The 17,462-nt window shown below is 69.6% G+C and carries 16 protein-coding genes; 1 reads left to right on the top strand and 15 read right to left on the bottom strand.

Annotation, left to right across the window (positions count from 1 at the left end):
* Positions 1–92: 92 nt before the first annotated feature.
* The 11 genes from ACZ5IK_RS45125 to ACZ5IK_RS45075 all read right to left on the bottom strand — a co-directional run bounded on the left by ACZ5IK_RS45125 (position 93) and on the right by ACZ5IK_RS45075 (position 13,464).
* A complete protein-coding gene (locus tag ACZ5IK_RS45125) occupies positions 93–1,361 on the bottom strand; it encodes an MFS transporter (RefSeq protein WP_465493349.1) in 1,269 nt (422 codons plus the stop codon).
* Between the two features lie 150 nt (positions 1,362–1,511).
* Positions 1,512–3,185 carry a PucR family transcriptional regulator gene (locus ACZ5IK_RS45120; protein ID WP_465493348.1) on the bottom strand — a complete coding sequence of 558 codons (1,674 nt, stop codon included), beginning with the start codon at positions 3,183–3,185 and terminating at the stop codon, positions 1,512–1,514.
* Positions 3,186–3,261: 76 nt separating this feature from the next.
* Positions 3,262–4,368 (bottom strand): o-succinylbenzoate synthase, encoded by a 1,107-nt coding sequence (menC, locus tag ACZ5IK_RS45115; RefSeq protein ID WP_465493347.1) that lies wholly within the window; start codon positions 4,366–4,368, stop codon positions 3,262–3,264.
* Positions 4,365–5,249 carry a GNAT family N-acetyltransferase gene (locus ACZ5IK_RS45110; protein WP_465493346.1) on the bottom strand — a complete coding sequence of 295 codons (885 nt, stop codon included), beginning with the start codon at positions 5,247–5,249 and terminating at the stop codon, positions 4,365–4,367. Before ACZ5IK_RS45110 ends, menC begins: the two co-directional genes overlap by 4 nt.
* A 31-nt stretch (positions 5,250–5,280) precedes the next feature.
* Positions 5,281–6,423: a M20 family metallopeptidase gene (locus ACZ5IK_RS45105; protein ID WP_465493345.1), complete on the bottom strand. Its 1,143-nt coding sequence runs from the start codon at positions 6,421–6,423 to the stop codon at positions 5,281–5,283.
* Complete coding sequence (locus ACZ5IK_RS45100) at positions 6,420–7,895, bottom strand: amidohydrolase family protein (RefSeq protein ID WP_465493344.1); 1,476 nt, start codon at positions 7,893–7,895, stop codon at positions 6,420–6,422. The genes ACZ5IK_RS45105 and ACZ5IK_RS45100 overlap by 4 nt, the downstream gene beginning before the upstream one ends.
* A gap of 235 nt (positions 7,896–8,130) precedes the next feature.
* On the bottom strand, positions 8,131–9,468 hold the full coding sequence (locus ACZ5IK_RS45095) for a GH1 family beta-glucosidase (RefSeq protein ID WP_465493343.1): 1,338 nt from the start codon (positions 9,466–9,468) through the stop codon (positions 8,131–8,133).
* 26 nt (positions 9,469–9,494) lie between these two features.
* On the bottom strand, positions 9,495–10,334 hold the full coding sequence (locus ACZ5IK_RS45090) for a carbohydrate ABC transporter permease (RefSeq protein WP_465493342.1): 840 nt from the start codon (positions 10,332–10,334) through the stop codon (positions 9,495–9,497).
* On the bottom strand, positions 10,327–11,283 hold the full coding sequence (locus tag ACZ5IK_RS45085) for a carbohydrate ABC transporter permease (protein WP_465493341.1): 957 nt from the start codon (positions 11,281–11,283) through the stop codon (positions 10,327–10,329). Before ACZ5IK_RS45085 ends, ACZ5IK_RS45090 begins: the two co-directional genes overlap by 8 nt.
* Positions 11,283–12,596, bottom strand: coding sequence for an ABC transporter substrate-binding protein (locus ACZ5IK_RS45080; RefSeq protein WP_465493340.1), 1,314 nt, complete (start codon positions 12,594–12,596; stop codon positions 11,283–11,285). Before ACZ5IK_RS45080 ends, ACZ5IK_RS45085 begins: the two co-directional genes overlap by 1 nt.
* 211 nt (positions 12,597–12,807) lie before the next feature.
* Entirely contained in the window at positions 12,808–13,464 is a 657-nt protein-coding gene (locus ACZ5IK_RS45075; protein ID WP_465493339.1) for a GntR family transcriptional regulator, read from the bottom strand.
* Positions 13,465–13,530: 66 nt separating this feature from the next.
* Between ACZ5IK_RS45075 and ACZ5IK_RS45070 the strand changes: the two genes are divergently transcribed.
* A complete protein-coding gene (locus ACZ5IK_RS45070) occupies positions 13,531–13,962 on the top strand; it encodes a VOC family protein (protein ID WP_465493338.1) in 432 nt (143 codons plus the stop codon).
* 3 nt (positions 13,963–13,965) lie between these two features.
* On the opposite strand, the gene ACZ5IK_RS45065 is transcribed toward ACZ5IK_RS45070, so the two are convergent.
* Genes ACZ5IK_RS45065 through ACZ5IK_RS45050 form a run of 4 tightly spaced genes read right to left on the bottom strand, consistent with a single transcriptional unit; the run spans position 13,966 to position 17,329 of the window.
* Complete coding sequence (locus ACZ5IK_RS45065) at positions 13,966–14,526, bottom strand: MauE/DoxX family redox-associated membrane protein (RefSeq protein ID WP_465493337.1); 561 nt, start codon at positions 14,524–14,526, stop codon at positions 13,966–13,968.
* 3 nt (positions 14,527–14,529) lie between these two features.
* Positions 14,530–14,958 (bottom strand): S26 family signal peptidase, encoded by a 429-nt coding sequence (locus tag ACZ5IK_RS45060; protein ID WP_465493336.1) that lies wholly within the window; start codon positions 14,956–14,958, stop codon positions 14,530–14,532.
* Positions 14,955–16,787 (bottom strand): ABC transporter ATP-binding protein, encoded by a 1,833-nt coding sequence (locus ACZ5IK_RS45055; protein ID WP_465493335.1) that lies wholly within the window; start codon positions 16,785–16,787, stop codon positions 14,955–14,957. Before ACZ5IK_RS45055 ends, ACZ5IK_RS45060 begins: the two co-directional genes overlap by 4 nt.
* Positions 16,784–17,329 carry a TlpA family protein disulfide reductase gene (locus ACZ5IK_RS45050; RefSeq protein ID WP_465493334.1) on the bottom strand — a complete coding sequence of 182 codons (546 nt, stop codon included), beginning with the start codon at positions 17,327–17,329 and terminating at the stop codon, positions 16,784–16,786. The genes ACZ5IK_RS45055 and ACZ5IK_RS45050 overlap by 4 nt, the downstream gene beginning before the upstream one ends.
* Positions 17,330–17,462: the final 133 nt, after the last annotated feature.

The following is a 17,462-nucleotide window of genomic DNA, read 5'->3' as shown; positions in this document are numbered from 1 at the left end:
CTCGGGTGATCGCCGCCCGATCACACGCGAACACCCATCCCGCCCGAACACGACACGTTCGACCTTCCCCTCAATAGAACCGCCCTTACCACTCACGAGGCCGTGCTGGGACTCGCCGGGGAGAAGGTGAACTGCGCGGGGTTCTGCGGCACCCAGAACGCCATCAAGGCGGTGAGGAACGTGGTGCCGATGAGGAAACCGAACGCCGCGGTGTAGGAGAAGGTGTCGGCGAGCCAGCCCATCGCCACCGGGGCGACCGCGCCGGCCACCTGGCCGCCGAAGTTCATCACGCCCATGCCGATCCCGGTGACCGCCGTGGGCAGCACGCGCAGCGGCAGGCCGAAGACGGCCATCGTCGCCATGCCGAACACCGCGAGGGCCAGCGTCTCGTAGACGGTGAACTCCACCGTGCTGTCGGCGTTCACCATCAGCGTCAGCAGCACCACGGTGACCAGCGCGATCGAGCTGAGATACCAGCGGCCGTGGTCGTGGAAGTAGCGGTCGAACAGCCAGCCGCCGAGGATGGTGGTGCCGATGCTGACCAGCATCGGGATCGCGGCCAGGACACCGGTCTGGCTCAGCGACAGGCCCCGCGTCTCCAGCAGGTAGCTGGGGACCCAGGTGATCATCCCGTAGTTCAGCATGTTGGTGACGCAGAACAGCAGGGTGAACTTCCAGACCACAAAGGACTTCAAGACCTGTTTGCGTGACACCTCGGGCGGCGCCGACTCGGTACGCGGCAGGCTGCTCAGCGACTTCGGCAGCGCCTTGGGCAGAATCGTCCAGACGGCCACGCCGATGATCGCGCCGATCCCCGCCATCCAGAAGAACGTGTGGCGCCAGCCGACCGCCATCAGCAGCGGGCCGACGATCAACGGCGCGAGCCCCGCGCCGATCCCGCCGGCGGACAGCATCACGCCGGTCACCGTCGCGCGGTTGCCGGGAGTGGTGCGTTCGGCGATGGCCTTGAACGAGGCCGCCGGGAAAAGTCCTTGGCACACACCGAAAAGGCCACGGATGACCAGCAGCATGCCGAAGGTGCCCGCCATCCCGGTCATCGCGGTGAACGCCGACCAGGCCAGCAGTGTCACCAGCATCGGCCCCCGCGAGCCGTAGCGGTCGGCGAGGAAACCCGCCGGGATCTGGCAGACCATGTAGACCAGCGCGAACACGGTCACGAGCCAGCCCTGCTGTGTCTTGCTGAGGTCGAACTCGGCGCCGATCATCGGCAGCGCCATCCCGATCGAGAACCGGTCTATGTAGTCGACCGCCCAGGCGCAGACCATCACCACCATGGTGATGAGTGCCGTCCGGTTGATCCGCCGCGCTGTCCAGGTGTCCTCGTTGACCACTGCCGTCATGGCGCCTCCGCGGAAACGTTGGGAGAGAAGAAGAACGACGCGAGCGTGGCGCCGATCACTCATTCTGAAACGCGTTCGGCGAGCGGAGTTCGTGCGATCAGACGAACATCCGCCGCCGTTTCGGGCCGGGGAGACCAACCCGCGCGGCGGTCAGGAGTCGTCGACGGCGGGCGGTCCGGTCCGCGCGTCGCGGGGCAGCAGCCGCAGTTGCAGCATGGCGGCGAACCGCTCCCCCGCGTCGTCGAGGTCGATCTCGCCGACCTCGGCGAGCCGCCGCAAGCGGTACCGGAAGGTGTTGGGGTGGACGTAGGCCGCGGCTGACGCGGCGCCGATGTCACCGAAGGCGTCCAGCCAGCACCGGAGGGTGTGCACCAGCTGTGACTGGTGTTGGGCGTCGTAGGCGAGCAGCCGCGCGACGGGTCCTGTCGCCACGTCTCCCCTCGCCGCGGCGAGATCGGCCAGTTCCAGCATGAGCGCGTCGACGTGGACGTCGTCGGCGGTCGCGACGCGTTTGGCGCGGGCGTTGGTGAGCAGGACGCGCAACGCCCTGTCCGCGCCGTCGCGTGAGGCGCGCAGACCGGAACCGTCGAGTGCGAGCGGTCCGATGCCGATCGCGGCCGCCGCGCGTCGGCCGGTGCGTTCCAGGAAGGTCGACGCGACCCGTATCGAACGTTCCTGGCAGTCGTCGTGACTGCCGGGCATCGGGACGATTCCGTAAGCGACGTCGCCGACGAGGGCGACGGCCGAACGCGGCTGGACGGCGCTGAGGTGCATGGCCAGCGCGTCGGCGACCCGCTGCCGTTCCGCGACGAGGCGGAGGTCGTCTTCCAGCGCGGGCGTGCCGAGCAGGCCCATGGCGAGCACGATCGACGGCTGGCCGAGCAGACCGAGCCGGGCGATGGCCTCCGGTGCCCCGGTGCCGCCTTCGAGCGCCGTGCTCACCAGCTCCGCCCGCAGCCGTCGTTCGACGTCGGCGCCCGCGCGCAACCGGAGCATGTGCAACGCGACCAGTTTGGCGGCGTCGATGAACGCCTGGGTCCGCTCCTCGCTGAGCGGTTCCCGGACCGCCGCCCAGATCGACCCGAGCACCTCGTCGCCGGCGCGGACGGCGAGCGCCACGCGTGGGATCGCGATCTCGTTGTCGTCGTACCGTTGCGGGTCGACGAAGACGGGCGTGTGGTCACGGTACAGCTTCTCGAAGACGCCGTCCCGCTCCAGGCCGCGGGTGAACCGCTCCGGCACCTGACGGCCGAGGATGGTCTCGACGCGGGACGGGTCCGCTTCGTCCTGGCGGCCGGAGAACGCGAGGACCCGCGAGTTGCGGTCTTCGATGGTCACCGGCGCGTCCAGCAGCGCGGCGACCGCGTTGGCGAGTGCGAAAAGATCACCCGACGGCATCCCGCCGAGGGTCTGCGGCGAGACCTCTCCGACGTCGCCCTCGGCGAGCAAGGTCCTGAGCATGGCGGCGAGCTGGGCCCAGGAGGCACCGCGCGCGAGCCCGAGCAGGGCGACCCCGGACGAGTCCGCGGCGCGTTTGAGTTCCGGCGTCGGGGTGACGGGAGACCGGACGACGAGCGCCGCCGCGCCGCTCGCACCCACGTCGTGCAAGAGGCGGACGATCTCGTCGGGCTCCCGCACCCCGACGCCGAGCACGACGGCGGAGGCGGGAAAGTCCGACTCGTCGTGCGGATCGTGGATGACCACCCCGCCCAGCTGCTTGCGGGTGGTCCGGCCGACCGCGACCGGCTCCAGGAGCACGTCCCCGAGGTCCTCGAGGACGCGTCCCAAACTCAGGTGTGGCTTGCTGGGCACCGGTGTCAGCACCCCCCGAAGTTAAACCCGGCCTCGCCGAACCGTTTGGTTCGATCTGACCAAATCTAACCCCGGATTTCGTGGCGCGCTACGAAGTGATCCACGCTTTCTCCGTGGTGACCTCGTCCAGCAGGCCGGGAATCGGAGTCACGCCGAGACCCGGTCCGGTCGGCACCGGCAGATGACCGGCGTCCAGCACGAACGGTTCGGTGATGTCCGTGCGGTAGAACCGGCCGGACGCCGAGGTGTCCCCCGGCAGCGTGAAGCCGGGCAGCGAGGCGAGCGCGACGTTGGCGGCCCGGCCGAGGCCGGTCTCGATCATCCCGCCACACCACACCGCGACCCCGTGCGCCGCGCAGACGTCGTGCACCCGGCGGGCTTCGAGGTAGCCGCCGACGCGGCCCGGTTTGATGTTGACGATCTGGCAGGCGCCGAGCTTGATCGCGTCCGCCGCCGCCCGCGCGGAAACGATCGACTCGTCCAGGCAGATCGGGGTCCGGATGCGCTTGGCCAGTTCCGCGTGGCCGAGCACGTCCTCCTCCTCGAGCGGCTGCTCGATCAGCAGGAGTTCGAACGGGTCCAGCCTGGCCAGCAGCGGCGCGTCGCCGAGGGTGTACGCGGTGTTCGCGTCGACCTGCAGCAGCACGTCGTCACCGAAGCGCTCCCGCACCTGGCGTACGGGCTCGACGTCCCAGCCGGGTTCGATCTTCAGCTTGATGCGGACATAACCCTCGTCGAGGTAGCCACCGACGACGTCGAGCAGCTGCGGGATCGAGTCCATGATGCCGACCGAAACTCCGCAGGCCACCGAGTCGCGAGTGGACCCGAGCTCGGCGGCGAAGGACCGGTCGTGCGCACGGAGTTCGGCGTCGAGGACAGCCATCTCCAGCGCGGCCTTCGCCATCCGGTGGCCCTTGAACTTCGCCAGCAGCGGCGTCACCTTGTAGGCGGTCAAGTCCTCGGCGGCCAGCAGGGCCGGGATCAGGTGATTGCGCAGCACGTGCTCGGCGGCGTCGTTGTATTCCGACGAGTAGAGCGGCGCCTCCATCGCGACGCATTCACCCCAGCCCTCGCCAGCCGGGGTCACCGCGCGGACGAGCAGCAGTTCTCGTTCGGCCTGCGTCCCGAACGACGTCCGGAACGGGGCCACGAGCGGCATCCGGACCCGGCGCAGTTCCACACCGCTGAGTTTCACGACTGCTCCTTCGAGATCACGTACCAGCCGGCACGATCGAAACCGGCGACCTTGGCGTTGTCCGCCATCAGTCCGCCGAGGACTTCGCGCAGGGCGACACGCCACGCGTTGCCGCGACCGGGATCGGTGCGGCGTAACCGTTCGATGTCCGGGGGGACCGCGACGAGCACGGTCTGCGCGTCGGTGGATCCGATGCTCGGTCCGCCGTCCGCGTCGACCGACAGCGCCTTCGTCACGCCCAGTGCCTCCGCCTCGATCAGGACGGGTCGGCCGGAGGCGGCGGCGCGGACGTCCGGGCTCGTCAGGTCCCAGCCGACCATCAGCCGGTCGGTGTCGCCCGAGCCGTTGATGCCGTCCTCCATCGGACCGTAGAAGTCGGGCAGGTACCCGATCGGCCGCGCGCCGAGTTTCCCCAGGTTGAAGTAGGCGTTGCGCCGTACCAGCGGGTCGAAGGTCCAGGTGATCAGCGAGACGTCCTGGAGCAGTGCCCAGCCGCGCTGGTGCAGTTTGAGCGCGGCACCGATCCCCCGGCCCGCGCCGGCGTCCGCGACCCCGGCGATGTGGCTGTGCAGGCTCGCTTTCCCCGGGTTGCCGAAGAAACCGAAGCAGGCCCCCAGGAGTTCGCCGTGATCGAACGCCCCCGCGACGTAGTTCCCGGCCGTGGACATCGCCCGGAGCAGTTCCGTGCTCACCGGCCGGGCGCCGGGCGCGAACTTCCAGATCGACTCGAACAGGCCGACCACCGCGGCCAGATCGGCGATTTCGGTGAGTTCGCGGATTTCGACGCCCGAAGCCGTGGCCGCGGCCCGTGCGGCGGCGACGGCTTCGTCGCGCACCTCCCGGGTGGCCAGGCTTTCCGTATTCGTCGCAAGATTCGTCACGGGACAATCCTTTCCCGGCGCGGCGGCCGAGTCACTGTCGTGCCGTACCAGATTCACCGGCGGGATTCGTCGCGCCCGACGGACCCCGCTTCGCGAGGACGTTTTCCACCAGCGCGGCCAGCAAAGCGGTGCGCCGCGGCAGTTCCGCGACGATGACGTGTTCGTGATCCGCGTGCGCCCCGCCGCCGACGGCACCGAGGCCGTCCAACGTGGGTACCCCCATCCCGGCGGTGTAATTACCGTCCGAGGCACCGCCGACCGACGCGGAGGTGAGCTCGCCGAGACCGAGTTCGCCCGACAATTCCCGGGCCAGCTCGAACAATCCCGCCGACGAGCTTTCCTCGAGCGGCGGCCGGTTGATCCCGCCCGTCACGCGAACCTCCGCGCCCTCCAGGACCGGACGGAGCTCCCGCATGGCGTGATCGACGCGGAGTTGCTCGGCCTCGTTCCACACTCGGACGTCGACGGCCACGCTCGCGGCCGCGGGAACGGTGTTGACCGTCGTTCCCGCCGAGACGACGGTGGGGGTCACGCTGGTCCCGGCACCCGGATCGGCGATCGCGGCCACCGCGAGGATCTGGTGCGCGATCTCGATCCCCGCGTTGATCCCCTTCTCCGGTTCGAGCCCGGCGTGCGCGGCACGGCCGATCACCTCGACCCGGTAATGGGAAACGCCTTTGCGGCGGCATTTCAGCGCCCCGCCGTCGGCCGACGCCTCCAGCACGAACGCCGCGTCACAGCCCGCGGCCGTTTCCTCGATCAGCGCGCGGGACGACGGCGAGCCGATCTCCTCGTCGCCGGTGACCAAAATGGACAGTCCGGCACGATCGGGGACCTCGGCGGCGGCGTGCAGCGCCATCACCACCCCGGCCTTCATGTCGAAGCAGCCGGGGCCGCGCAACACGCCGTCCCGCACGGAGAACGGGTGTGTCTCGAGCGAACCGTGCGGCCACACCGTGTCGTGATGACCGAGCAGCAGCACGCGAGACGGCCCGTCACCGAATCGCCAGCGCAGGTGGGTGACGCCGTCGACCACGATCCGCTCCGGCTCCACCCCGAGCAGCCTGCGGCCCAGGCCGGCCACCACTTCGGCACTGCGGGCCACCGCTTCGTGATCCGACGACGGGGACTCGCAGCGGACGAGGGTTTCGATGTCGGCGAGCAGTTCGCTCATCGCGGCTCACCCCGCAGCGGCTTGCCGGGGAACGCGTCCGTGCGCAGTTCGCCGTCGCTGACCACGGGAACACCGGAGACGAACAGATGCCGGACGCCGACCGAGGGCCTCGTCGAGTCGAAGTAGGTCGCGGCGTCGGTGACGGTCTCCGGGTCGATGACGACGATGTCGGCATCGGCGCCCACGTTGAGCCTGCCCTTGGCCAGTGCCCCGGGGGCGACCTCGTCGAGGACACGCGCCGGCAGGTACGAGCAGCGCCGGAACGCCTCCAGCCAGGTCCACGCCCGGCTCTCGCGCACCATCAGGCGCAGCGTCTTGGCGTAGGTCCCGGACGTGCGCGGATGCGTCGCACCGCCGGGCGGCAACGGCCATTCGGTGCTCTCGCTGGTGCCGTTCTTCCAGTACACGGGCAGGGCGTCACTGGCGACGATGGCGTCGGGGAACGCGAGCGCCTGGTGCAGCAGGCCGAGGTCGTGCGCGCTGCTCTCGTCGAGGAACTCCAGGATGCACGGCGCACCCGGGTCCTGTTCGCGGACCTGGAGCAGGCGGCCTTCGTCGGCGATGCGCTCCCCCGACTCCAGCATGATCACGCTGGACGGCGAAAGCCCCTTCATCTTGAGGCGCTCGGGCGAAAGGAAGGCCGCGCCGATCCCCGTGCTGCCCGCCCCGTACGGATAGGCCTCTACGGTCACCCGAGACCCGGCCGCCCGGCCCGCTTCGAGCGCCGCCAGCACCCTGTCGATCTGGTGGCCGGACGTGCTGTTCACGTGGCAATGGTGCATCGCGGCGCCGGTCTCGGCCGCGACGATCGCGATCTCCTCGGAACCGTCGATGGGCGTCGCCGGATCCACCTCGACCAGTTCACGGACGTGCGTGTACGTCGGCGCCCCGGCCTCCTTGGCGAGCCGGGCCAGCGCGAGGAACTCACCGGGGTCGGTGCCGGGCGCGTAGCCGAGGAGCACACCGACGCCGAGCGCGCCCGCGGCCAGCTCACCGTCCACAAGGGACAGCCAGGCCGCCAGCTCCTTCGGCGAGGAAGACCGTTGCCAGGCCGGGTTTCCGAGCACCGCCAGCCCGCTGTCGATGTTCGCGTCCGGCTCGATCCCGGCGAGCACCTGCGCTCGCGCGGCGCCCCAGGACGCGGAGAACCCGTAGTGCAGCGGACGTCCCGCCGCGGCAGCCTCGGCGTAGGCCCGCTCGATCGGCATCAGACCGGCTTCGAGGTCGAGCGCGGTCGTCACCCCGTCCATCGCCTGCAGCCGCTGGCCCGCGATGGTGTGCACGTGGCTGTGCAGGTCGATGAAACCCGGTCCCACGACGAGCCCGGAGACGTCGATCTCCACGTCGCCGGGCTCCGCGGTCAAACCTTCCCCGACGGCGGCCACCACCCCGTCGGATACCAGCACGTCGGCCGTACCGTCGAATCCCGTCGCCGGATCGATGACACGACCGCCACGCAAGAGTGTCCGCATACTTCGCCTCCTAGGATCGCCTCGTTCATGGCGACCCTAGGAGGTTTCGCGGACCGGCCGTTCGTACCGCGCGACGAATCCGGGCCCCTGGGTCCATCCGCCCACACGAACCGCTACCGGCCCGGGTTCGGGTTCCCAATGTCGCATCTGGGACGCTCAGCGACTCAAATGCGACATTGGGAACAGCGGGAGCAGCATCGTCCCCTTCATTGCATCCGGGGGTTGCGCGTCTCAGCTACCGGCCGTGGTGTTCGGCGATGATCTCCGCGTACCGGTGCCCGCTCGCCTTCACCGTCCGGACCTGCGTGTCGTAGTCGACCCGCACGAGCCCGAACCGTTTGCTCAGCCCGCTGTCCCATTCGAAGTTGTCGAGCAGCGACCACGCGAAGTAGCCCTTCACCGGCGCGCCCGCTTCGGCCGCCCCGGCCACCGCGCCCAGGTGTTCCTCCAGGTATGCGATGCGGTCGGCGTCGTCGATCGAACCGTCCTCGGCGACCTTGTCGTCGAAGGCGGCTCCGCTCTCGGTCACGTAGATGGCGCGGGCGCCGTATTCGTTGGCGAGCCGGTGGATCAGGTCCGCGAGCCCTTGACCGTGGATCTCCCAGCCCATCGCGGTGGTGGCGGCCCCCTCGACGGGCACCTGCCGGGCGCGGGGCGCGGGGCCGTTCGGGTCGTCCTCGACGATCTGGCGGAAGTAGTAGTTCAGCCCGTGGTATCCGACCGGGGTCGAGATCACCTCGAGGTCGTCGCCCACCACGGGCGGCTCGACGCCGTAGACCTCGATCATGTCCGCCGGGTAGCCGCGCCCGTTCGACGGGTCGAGCCACCAGCGGTTGACGTGCCCGTCCATCCGGGCCGCCGCCTCGACGTCCTCGGTCGCGTCCGACGCGGGCTCGATGCCGCTGAGGTTGACCACCAGGCCGACGTTGGCGGGCTCGGCGGCGTTCGCGGTGATCGCCTGCACGCCGAGGCCGTGCGCGAGCAGGAGGTGGTGGGAGGCGTGGATGGCCTGCTTGAGGTCCTTGATCCCGGGGGCGAAGCGCCCTTCGAGGTAGCCGAGCCAGGCCGAGCACAGCGGCTCGTTGACGGTGTTCCAGTCCTTGACCCGGTCACCGAGCCGGGCCGCGACGACGGCCGCGTACTCGGCGTAGGCGTAGGCCGTGTCGCGCTCGGGCCAGCCGCCGGTCGCCTGCAGTGCCGAGGGCAGGTCCCAGTGGAACAGCGTGGCGAACGGCCGGATCCCGGCTTCGAGCAGCGCGTCGACCAGCCGGTCGTAGAAGTCCAGCCCTGCCGCGTTGACCTCGCCTCGCCCGGTGGGGATCACCCGCGGCCAAGCGACCGAGAAGCGGTAGGCGTCCAGGCCCAGCTGCTTCATGATGTCGAGATCTTCCGGCCAGCGCCGGTAGTGATCGCAGGCGACGTCGGCGGTGTCGCCGTTCACGACGGCACCCGGGACCCGGACGAAGTCGTCCCAGATGGACGGGAGGCGGCCGTCGGCGTCGACGGCACCCTCGACCTGGTACGAGGCGGTGGCCGCACCCCACAGGAAATCGGCGGGCAGGTGCAGATTCAAGGCAGACCTCTCTTCGGCGATGCGAGTCATTTGACGGCGCCGGCGGTGAGACCGGCGACGAGATAGCGCTGCAGCAGCAGGAATCCGGCGACGACCGGGACGGACACGATCAAGGAGGCGGCCATGACCTGGTTCCAGTACACCTGGACCTGGGTGGAGTACTCCTGGAGCCCGACGGCGAGGGTCCGCGTGCCCGAGTCGGTCATCACCGACGCGAACAGGACCTCGCCCCAGGCCGTCATGAACGAGTAGATCCCCACCGCGACGATGCCCGGGGTGGCGGCCGGGATGACCACCCGGATCAGCGCGCCGAGCGGCCCGGTGCCGTCGACCATCGCGGCCTCGTCGAGTTCCTTCGGGATCGAGTCGATGTAGCCGGCGAGCATCCAGATGGCGAACGGCAGCGAGAAGGTCAGGTAGGTGATGATCAGCCCGAGCCGGGAGCCGTACAGGACGATGCCGGTGGTGTTGCCGATGTTGACGAAGATGAGGAACAGCGGCAGCAGGAACAGGATGCCGGGGAACATCTGCGTGGACAATACGGTCATCTTGAAGAAGTTCTTGCCACGGAAACGGAAACGGCTCAGGGCGTAGGCGGCGAAGATCGCGATCACCACCGAGAGGATCGCCGCCGAACCGGAGATGATCAGGCTGTTCACGAAGTACTCGGCGAGCGGGATGGTCTCCCAGATGTCGAAGAACGGCTGGATGGTCACCGTCGACGGGAACCATTCCCACTTGCCCTGCACGTCCCCCAGCGGCTTGAGCGACGACGAAACCATCGCGTAGAGCGGCACCAGGGTGAACAGGGCGAGGAAGCCGAGGACGAATCGGCGGGCCCACGGGAGCCAGCGAGGCTCAGACAACGGCGTTCCTCCTCCGCGCGGTCAGTCCCAGGTAGACGGTGCTGACGATCAGGAGGAACAGCAGCAACAGCACCGACATCGCCGAGCCGAGGCCGAAGTTCCAGGTCACGAAGGAGCTCTGGTAGATGTGGATCGAGATCAACGACGCCTCCTTCGGCGCGGACGCTCCGAAAAGGACATACGGCGTGTTGAAGTCGTTGAAGGTCCACAGGAACAGCACCAGCAGGAGAACCTGGTTGACCGGGCGCAGCATCGGCTGGGTGATCGCCTGGAACTGCCGCCACCAGCCCGCGCCGTCGATCGCCGCCGCCTCGTACAGTTCGCCGGGGATGTTCTGCAGCCCGGCCATCACGATCAGGAACGCGAAAGGCCAATTGCGCCAGACCGAAACGACCACCAGCGACCAGAAGCTGTTGTCCCCGATGAGCCAGAAGGAATCGGTGCCCAGCAGGCTGTTCACCAGGCCGGTGTCGCGCTGGAACATGAACGACCAGGTGATCACCGCGGCGTACATCGGCAGCGCGTAGGGCACCAGGAACAGGGTGCGGAGCACGCCGCGGCCCCGGAAGTTCTTCTGCATCAGCACGGCGGCCGAGGTCCCGAAGAGCCAGCAGAACCCGACCGAGAGGACGGTGTAGAGGACGCTGATCCAGAACGAGCCGAGCAGCGACTTCCCCGCCGCGGAGTTGAAGTCCAGGACGAACTTGTAGTTGTCCAGTCCCGCCGCCGGGGCGGACGAGAAGTCCCGGATGTAGAACTGCGTCAGCTTGAAGAAGCTCATCACGAGCCCGGCGATCATCGGGATCAGATGGACGAGCAGTTCGAGCAGGATCGCGGGGAGCAGGAGCAGATACGGCAGCGCGACCCGGCGCCGCTTGCGCCGGACGCGCCCGGGTCCTGGCGCCCCGGCCGCTTTCACGGCCGGGGCGTCGTCGAGAGCGGTCGGCATCAACTACCGGCCGCGATCTGCTGGTCCGCCTGGTTCAGCTGGTCCCGGATCTTGGCGCCGTCGACCGGTTTGCCCGCGGCGACGTCGGCGAACATCGCCTTCATCGCGGTGCCGATCAGGGTTTCGAACTGCGACTCCTGCGGGACCTGCGGCATCGGCTCGGCCGAGTTCGCGAGCACGCTCTGGAAGACCTTGACGTCCTCGGTCTGGAACGCCGCGTCGCTGTAGGCGTCCTGGACGGTCGGCAGCGACCCGTAGGTCTTGTTGAGCAGTGCCTGCTCCGGCGCCGAGACCATGAACTTCACGAAGTCCAGTGCGGCGTCGGGGTTCTTGGTGTTCTTGAACACCGACATGTTGATCCCCGCGACGAAGCTGGTGACCTTCCGGCCGTTCGGCGGCGCGGCGGCGGGCAGCGGGATCGGCGCGACACCGAGGTTGGCCATGTCCATCCCGATGTTCTTGAACGAGCCGGCGGAGGCCTGGTTCATGAACATCGCGGCCTTGCCGTCCGACAGGTCCTTGAGGGACTTGGCGGTGTCGGCGTACTCGGCGTTGGACGGGTTGACGATCTTGTCCTTCTGCATCAGGTCGACGAACTGCCGCACGGCCGCGACCGACGGGTCCGAGGCCAGTTGCGGCTTGCCCTCGGGGGTGAAGAACTGCGCGCCCTGCTGGGCTCCGAGGATCGCCGCGTGGTGGCTGTTCTCGGTGACCTGGCCCGCCTGGAGCGACAGGCCCCACTGGTCCTTGTCGGGTTTGGTGAGCTTCTTGCCGTCCTCGACGAGTTCTTCCCAGGTGGCCGGCGGCTTGGTGATGCCGGCCTCGGCGAAGAGCTTCTTGTTGTAGTAGAGGCCGTACGCCTGGCCGTAGAGCGGTACGCCGACCGGCGGCTGGCCGCTCGCCCCGGTGGCCGCCAGCGACGGGCCGACGAAGCGCGACTTGCCACCGACCTTCTCCAGCGCGGCGTCATCGAACGGCAGGAACGCTCCGGTCGCCTGGAGCGAGGCCGACCAGGTGTTGCCGATGTTGAGCACGTCCGGTCCCTTGCCGGAGGTCGTGGCCGCGAGGATCCGGTTGAGCAGATCCGTCCACGGGACGACCTCGAGCTTGACCTTGATCCCGGAAGCCTTCTCGAACTTGTCGAGTTCGGGCTGCAGGACCGCCTTGTCGTTGTCGAGACTGGTGCCCTGGTTGGAGGCCCAGTACACGAGCTCCTTGGGGGCACTGGACGACGTGTCGCCGCCGCCGCACGCCGTCGTGGCGGCGGCCGCCAGCGCCAGCACGAGCGCGGGAGCGATCTTTCCGATTCGCATCGATGGTCCTCGGGGTGAGTGGCCAAGTCGCATCCGCGCCTGTGACACGGGACACGCCTTATTTCAGGGCTTGAGTTAAGCCCTGACAAACCTCGCCGTCAAGTCCCTTGCCGTCAATTCGTGCCGAGCGATCGCCCGTGAGCGATTACCAGGTCAGCCCCGCTTCTCGTGAGCGATCATGGCAGACGCGGGCCACCCCGCGCCATGACCTTCACTTCCCGGTGAGCACGTCGAGAGCCTGCCCGCGGTGCGCGGCGAAGAGTTCGAGGGCCTTCTCACCGTCGCGCGCGCGAAGAGCCGACGCCAGCAGCCGATGCTCCGCCGGGATGCTCGCGAGGTAACCCTCGGCGTTCACGCCGATCCGGGTCAGCAGGAACAGGTGCACCTGCGACCGGATGGCCTGCCACGCCTCGATGAGCCGCCGATGCCCGGAAGCCGCGTAGACCGCGTCGTGGAAGTCGATGTCGCAGCGCACCATCTCGTGCTCGTCGCGCGCCCGGTCCATCCGCTCGACGACCTCGTCGATCGCGTCCAGGTCCGCGTCCGGCGCGGAAGCGACCACCAGCCGCACGGCCAGCTGTTCCAGCGCCGAACGGAGGCTGTCGAGTTCGGCGACGTCCACATCGGACAGCGTCGTGACGAGGGCGCCGCGATGCCATTCGCTACGGACCAGCCCCTCGCGCTCCAGTTTGAGCAGCGCCTCGCGCACCGGACCGCGGCTGACGCCCAGCGCTTCCGAGAGCTCCACCTCGCGCAGCTGCGCGCCGGGCGGGTAGGCGCCGCCGAAAATGGCGTCCCTGACCCTGTCGGCGACCTCGTCCGCCAGCCCTCTGCGGCGGGCGGGCACCACCCGGCCGGGTTCGCTCATCGTCATCCTCCCTCGGAAGGCCCGATCGTAGCGGCAGCCGTCTTGTCCTAATGTTAACATTCAGACATGACTATCCTCGACTCCCCCATCCCGCGCTTCCACCTCGCCATGCCGGTCGACGACCTCAACGCCGCGCGCACCTTCTACGGCGAAGTCCTCGGTCTCGAACAAGGCCGCAGCTCCGACACCTGGATCGACTGGAACCTCCACGGGCACCAGTTCGTCACGCATGTCGCCCCGGAGCGGCCGCAGCGGATCCACAACCCGGTCGACGGCCACGACGTGCCCGTCCCCCACTTCGGCCTGATCCTCACCGTGCCGGAGTTCGGGAAGCTCGCGGACCGGCTGCGCGCCGCGAACACCACGTTCGTCATCGAGCCCTACGTCCGGTTCGAAGGCCAGACCGGCGAACAGTGGACGATGTTCCTGCTGGACCCGGCGGGCAACGCTTTGGAGTTCAAGGCGTTCGCCGACGACTCGCAGGTCTTCGCGGCCTGAGCCTCACCGCGCGTCCGGGACCGGCCCCGCGAACAACTCAGCCAGATCCTCGAACCGCACCACCGCCACCGCGCCCACCGCGCCCACGGCGGCGGCGAGGGCAACGGCCGCCGGATCCGCGCCGTCCGCACCGGGCATCGCGGCGGCACCGGCCAGCGCGACCAGCAGCAGGAGCGCGTTGCGCACCACGTGCCGGGGTGCGAGCACCGTGCGCGCCGGACCGAAACAGCGGCACACCGCACCGGTCCGGCGCGCCACCGCCCGCCACACCGCCACGGTCAGCACCCCGAACAGCCCGGCCGCGAGTACCAGCCCGGTCAGCGCGGGCCATCGGCCGGCGCCGGTCGCGGGCAGAGCGGCGGCGGGCAGCAGCGAAGCCGCGATCGCGAACTCCGCCGCCAGGGTCGCCCCGGCGAACGGCCGCGTCCAGCGCGCCGGGATCCCGAACGCGGGCACCGACGCCACGAACTCCGCGTAGGCGGCTCTACCCCGGACCTTGCTGACCGCGGACACCAGCAGGACAAGTCCACAAAGGACCATCGCGAACACGGCGACGTACGTCATGACTCACCTCTGACCGATCGGCCGGAGCACGACGCCGATCAGCGCGTCCTCCGGGATGTAGCCGAGCCGCCGGGAATCGTTGCTGCGCGCGGGGTTGTCCCCGAGCACCAGCAGATTCCCCGCCGGGACGACCGTGCCGGGTACCGGGATCTGCGACGGCACCGGGTCGCCCGGCACCGCGACCGCGCGTTTCACCAGTCGTCCGGCGGTGGGATCGCCGGGTTTGCCCGGCCCGCCCTGCACGACGACGACCTGCCCGGTGCGCACCCGCTCCAGCCGCGATCGCCGCACCAGCAGCCTGTCGCCGGAGAAGTAGGTGGGCTCCATGCTCACCCCGCGTACGGTCACCACGATCAGCCGTCGGCGCAGCGTGACCAGCCACCCGACGACGGCGACCACCACCATGACCGCCGCGAGCACCACATACGTCATCGGGACACCACCTCGTCGTAGCCCGAAGCCTGGAGGCGGAACAGCCGCGCGTACTTCCCGCCCGAAGCGATCAGTTCGTCGTGCGAGCCGAGTTCCGCGACCCGGCCCTCGGCGAGGACAGCGATCACGGCGGCGTCCCGGACCGCGCCGAGGCGGTGCGAGATCAGCACGCTGGTCGCGCCTTCCCGATGCCGCCGGAGACTGCTGTGCACCTCGTGCTCGGCCTCCGCGTCGAGGCCCGAACTCGGTTCGTCCAGGATCATGAGATCCCGCCGGTCCCGCAGGAACGCCCGCGCCAGCGCGAGCCGCTGCCACTGGCCGCCCGAGAGCAGGACACCGGTCTCCGGGTCCTCGCGATCCGCTTCGTCGAAGAACATCCTGGACAGCAAAGTGTCGTAACCGCGCGGAAGCCCGGCCACGATGTCGTGGGCACCAGCGCGTTGCGCCGCCGCGGTCACGCGCTCGCGATCCTCCAGACAGGACACGTCACCGAGACCGATGTTCTCCGCGGCGGTGAGGTCGTAACACATGTAGTCCTGGAAGACCGCGCCGATCCGCGCGCGCAGATCCTCGACCGGAACGTCGCGCAGATCCACACCGTCCCAGAGGATCGCGCCGCGCTCCGGGTCGTAGAACCGGCACAGCAGCTTGACCATCGTCGACTTCCCGGCACCGTTCAGCCCGACCAGTGCCAGCGACCGTCCGTGCGGGATGGTCAGGTTCACCCCGCGCAGCACCCAGGGCTGGTCTTCGGCGTAGCGGAACCAGACGTCGCGCAGCTCGATACCCGAACGCAGCCCCGGCAGCTGCCGGGGTTCGGCCGGGATGGCGAGGTCCGGTCCCTGCGACTCGATCTCCTCGTAGTGGTCGAACAGCAGCGTCGAATGATGCGCCGACGCCAGCCGGGAAACGAGGCTCTGCAAAGCGGACTGCACCCCGCCGACCGACGCCACGAAGATGGCGATGTCGCCGAGCGAGAGCTTGCCGGTGGCGGCCAGCCACACCGCCCAGATCAGGCCACCGGCCGAGACCGCCGCGGTCAGCCCGGCCAGCAGGCCCTGCATCCGCGCGTCGCGGCGGTCCTGACCTTCGACGACGGCGTGCGCGGCGGTGAGCTCGACGAGCATCCGCCGCCGGAAGAGGTCGCCGAGTCCCAGCAGCCGCAGTTCCTTCGCGGCGTCCAGGCTCGCCAGCAGATCGGCGTAGAACACTTCGCGTCGTTCGGTGGGCGCGATCGACCACATCACCCGCGCCCGCGCCCGGCTCAGCCGCAGATGGGCGAGCAAAGCCGGCACGGCCGCGGCCAGCACGATCGCCGCCATCCCCGGGTTGATCACGAGCAAGGTCCCGAGGAATCCGGCCAGCGTGATCACCGACTGGAGCGAACCGAGCCCGTCGTCGACCAGCTGGCCGGGCCCGCTGCGGCCGGTCTGCTGGGCGAGACGGAGTTTGTCGCGGAAGCGCGGGTCCTCCATCCTCGCGATCCCGGCCAGCCTCCCCATGGCGCGGTAGAGCCGGTCCATCGTCACGACGGCGACCGAGCGGTCCAGCCGCTGCTTCAGGTACTCGGTCACGACCGGGAGCAGTCCCGCCAGCAGCCCGGCGACAGCCAGCGCGACCGCCCACGGGAGCAGCGACAGCCAGGCCTCGCCCGCCGCCAGCCCGTCGAGCAGGACCTTGGTGCTCCACGCGGTCGCGAGCGGCACGACACCGCCGAGCAGCGAAAGCACCATGTACAGCGGCGTGCCCACCGGGGCGGCCTGCCGGGTGAGGCGGACCGCCGCCGTCAGCAGGCTCAGGACCCGGCGGGCGCCGAGCGAGGTGTTCACAGTGCGGCCGGCACCGGCAGTGCCGACATCTCCCACCCGCTGGCCAGTACGGTCCGGTCGCCGTCGACCAGGCACAGCGCGGGATATCCGGAGGCACCGAAGGCCTGGTGCACGACACCGCCGTCGGCCTCGCGGATCACGTCGGCGACTTCGCCGAGCCGGACCACCATGTCCGCCGTCTCCTCTTCTGTCCCGGAGGCGATCGCGATCACCTTGCCGTCGAACCGGGTGGCGTACTCGATGAACTGGGGCATCCGCTCCTTGCAGGGCTCGCACGCCGGCGCGAAGAAGCCGACGAGCGCGCGAGTGCCGTCGATGTCCGCATTGGACAGATCGGCCCCGCCGACCGTGGCGGCCGTGAAGGTGCCGATGCTGGCACCCGCGGGGAGCGCGATTTCCGGGTCGATGGCGGCCCGTTGCTGTTGCACGTTCTTCAGGGTTTCGTTCTGCTCGCGCAGCCTCCGGATGATGCCGAAGCTGAGCAGCAGATCCAGCACGCAAAGGAGACCGACGAGCACGACGGCGGCGGTCAGGATGGCCATGGTGTTCTCCAGTGGAGGAAGAGGGACGGGCAGGGCGCCGGGGGGGGGGGGGGGGGGGGGGGGGGGGGGGGGGGGGGGGGGGGGGGGGGGGGGGGGGGGGGGGGGGGGGGGGGGGGGGGGGGGGGGGGGGGGG

The sequence above is a fragment of the Amycolatopsis sp. NPDC031561 genome, assembly GCF_055580625.1.
This window is presented reverse-complemented; position numbering and strand designations above follow the sequence as displayed.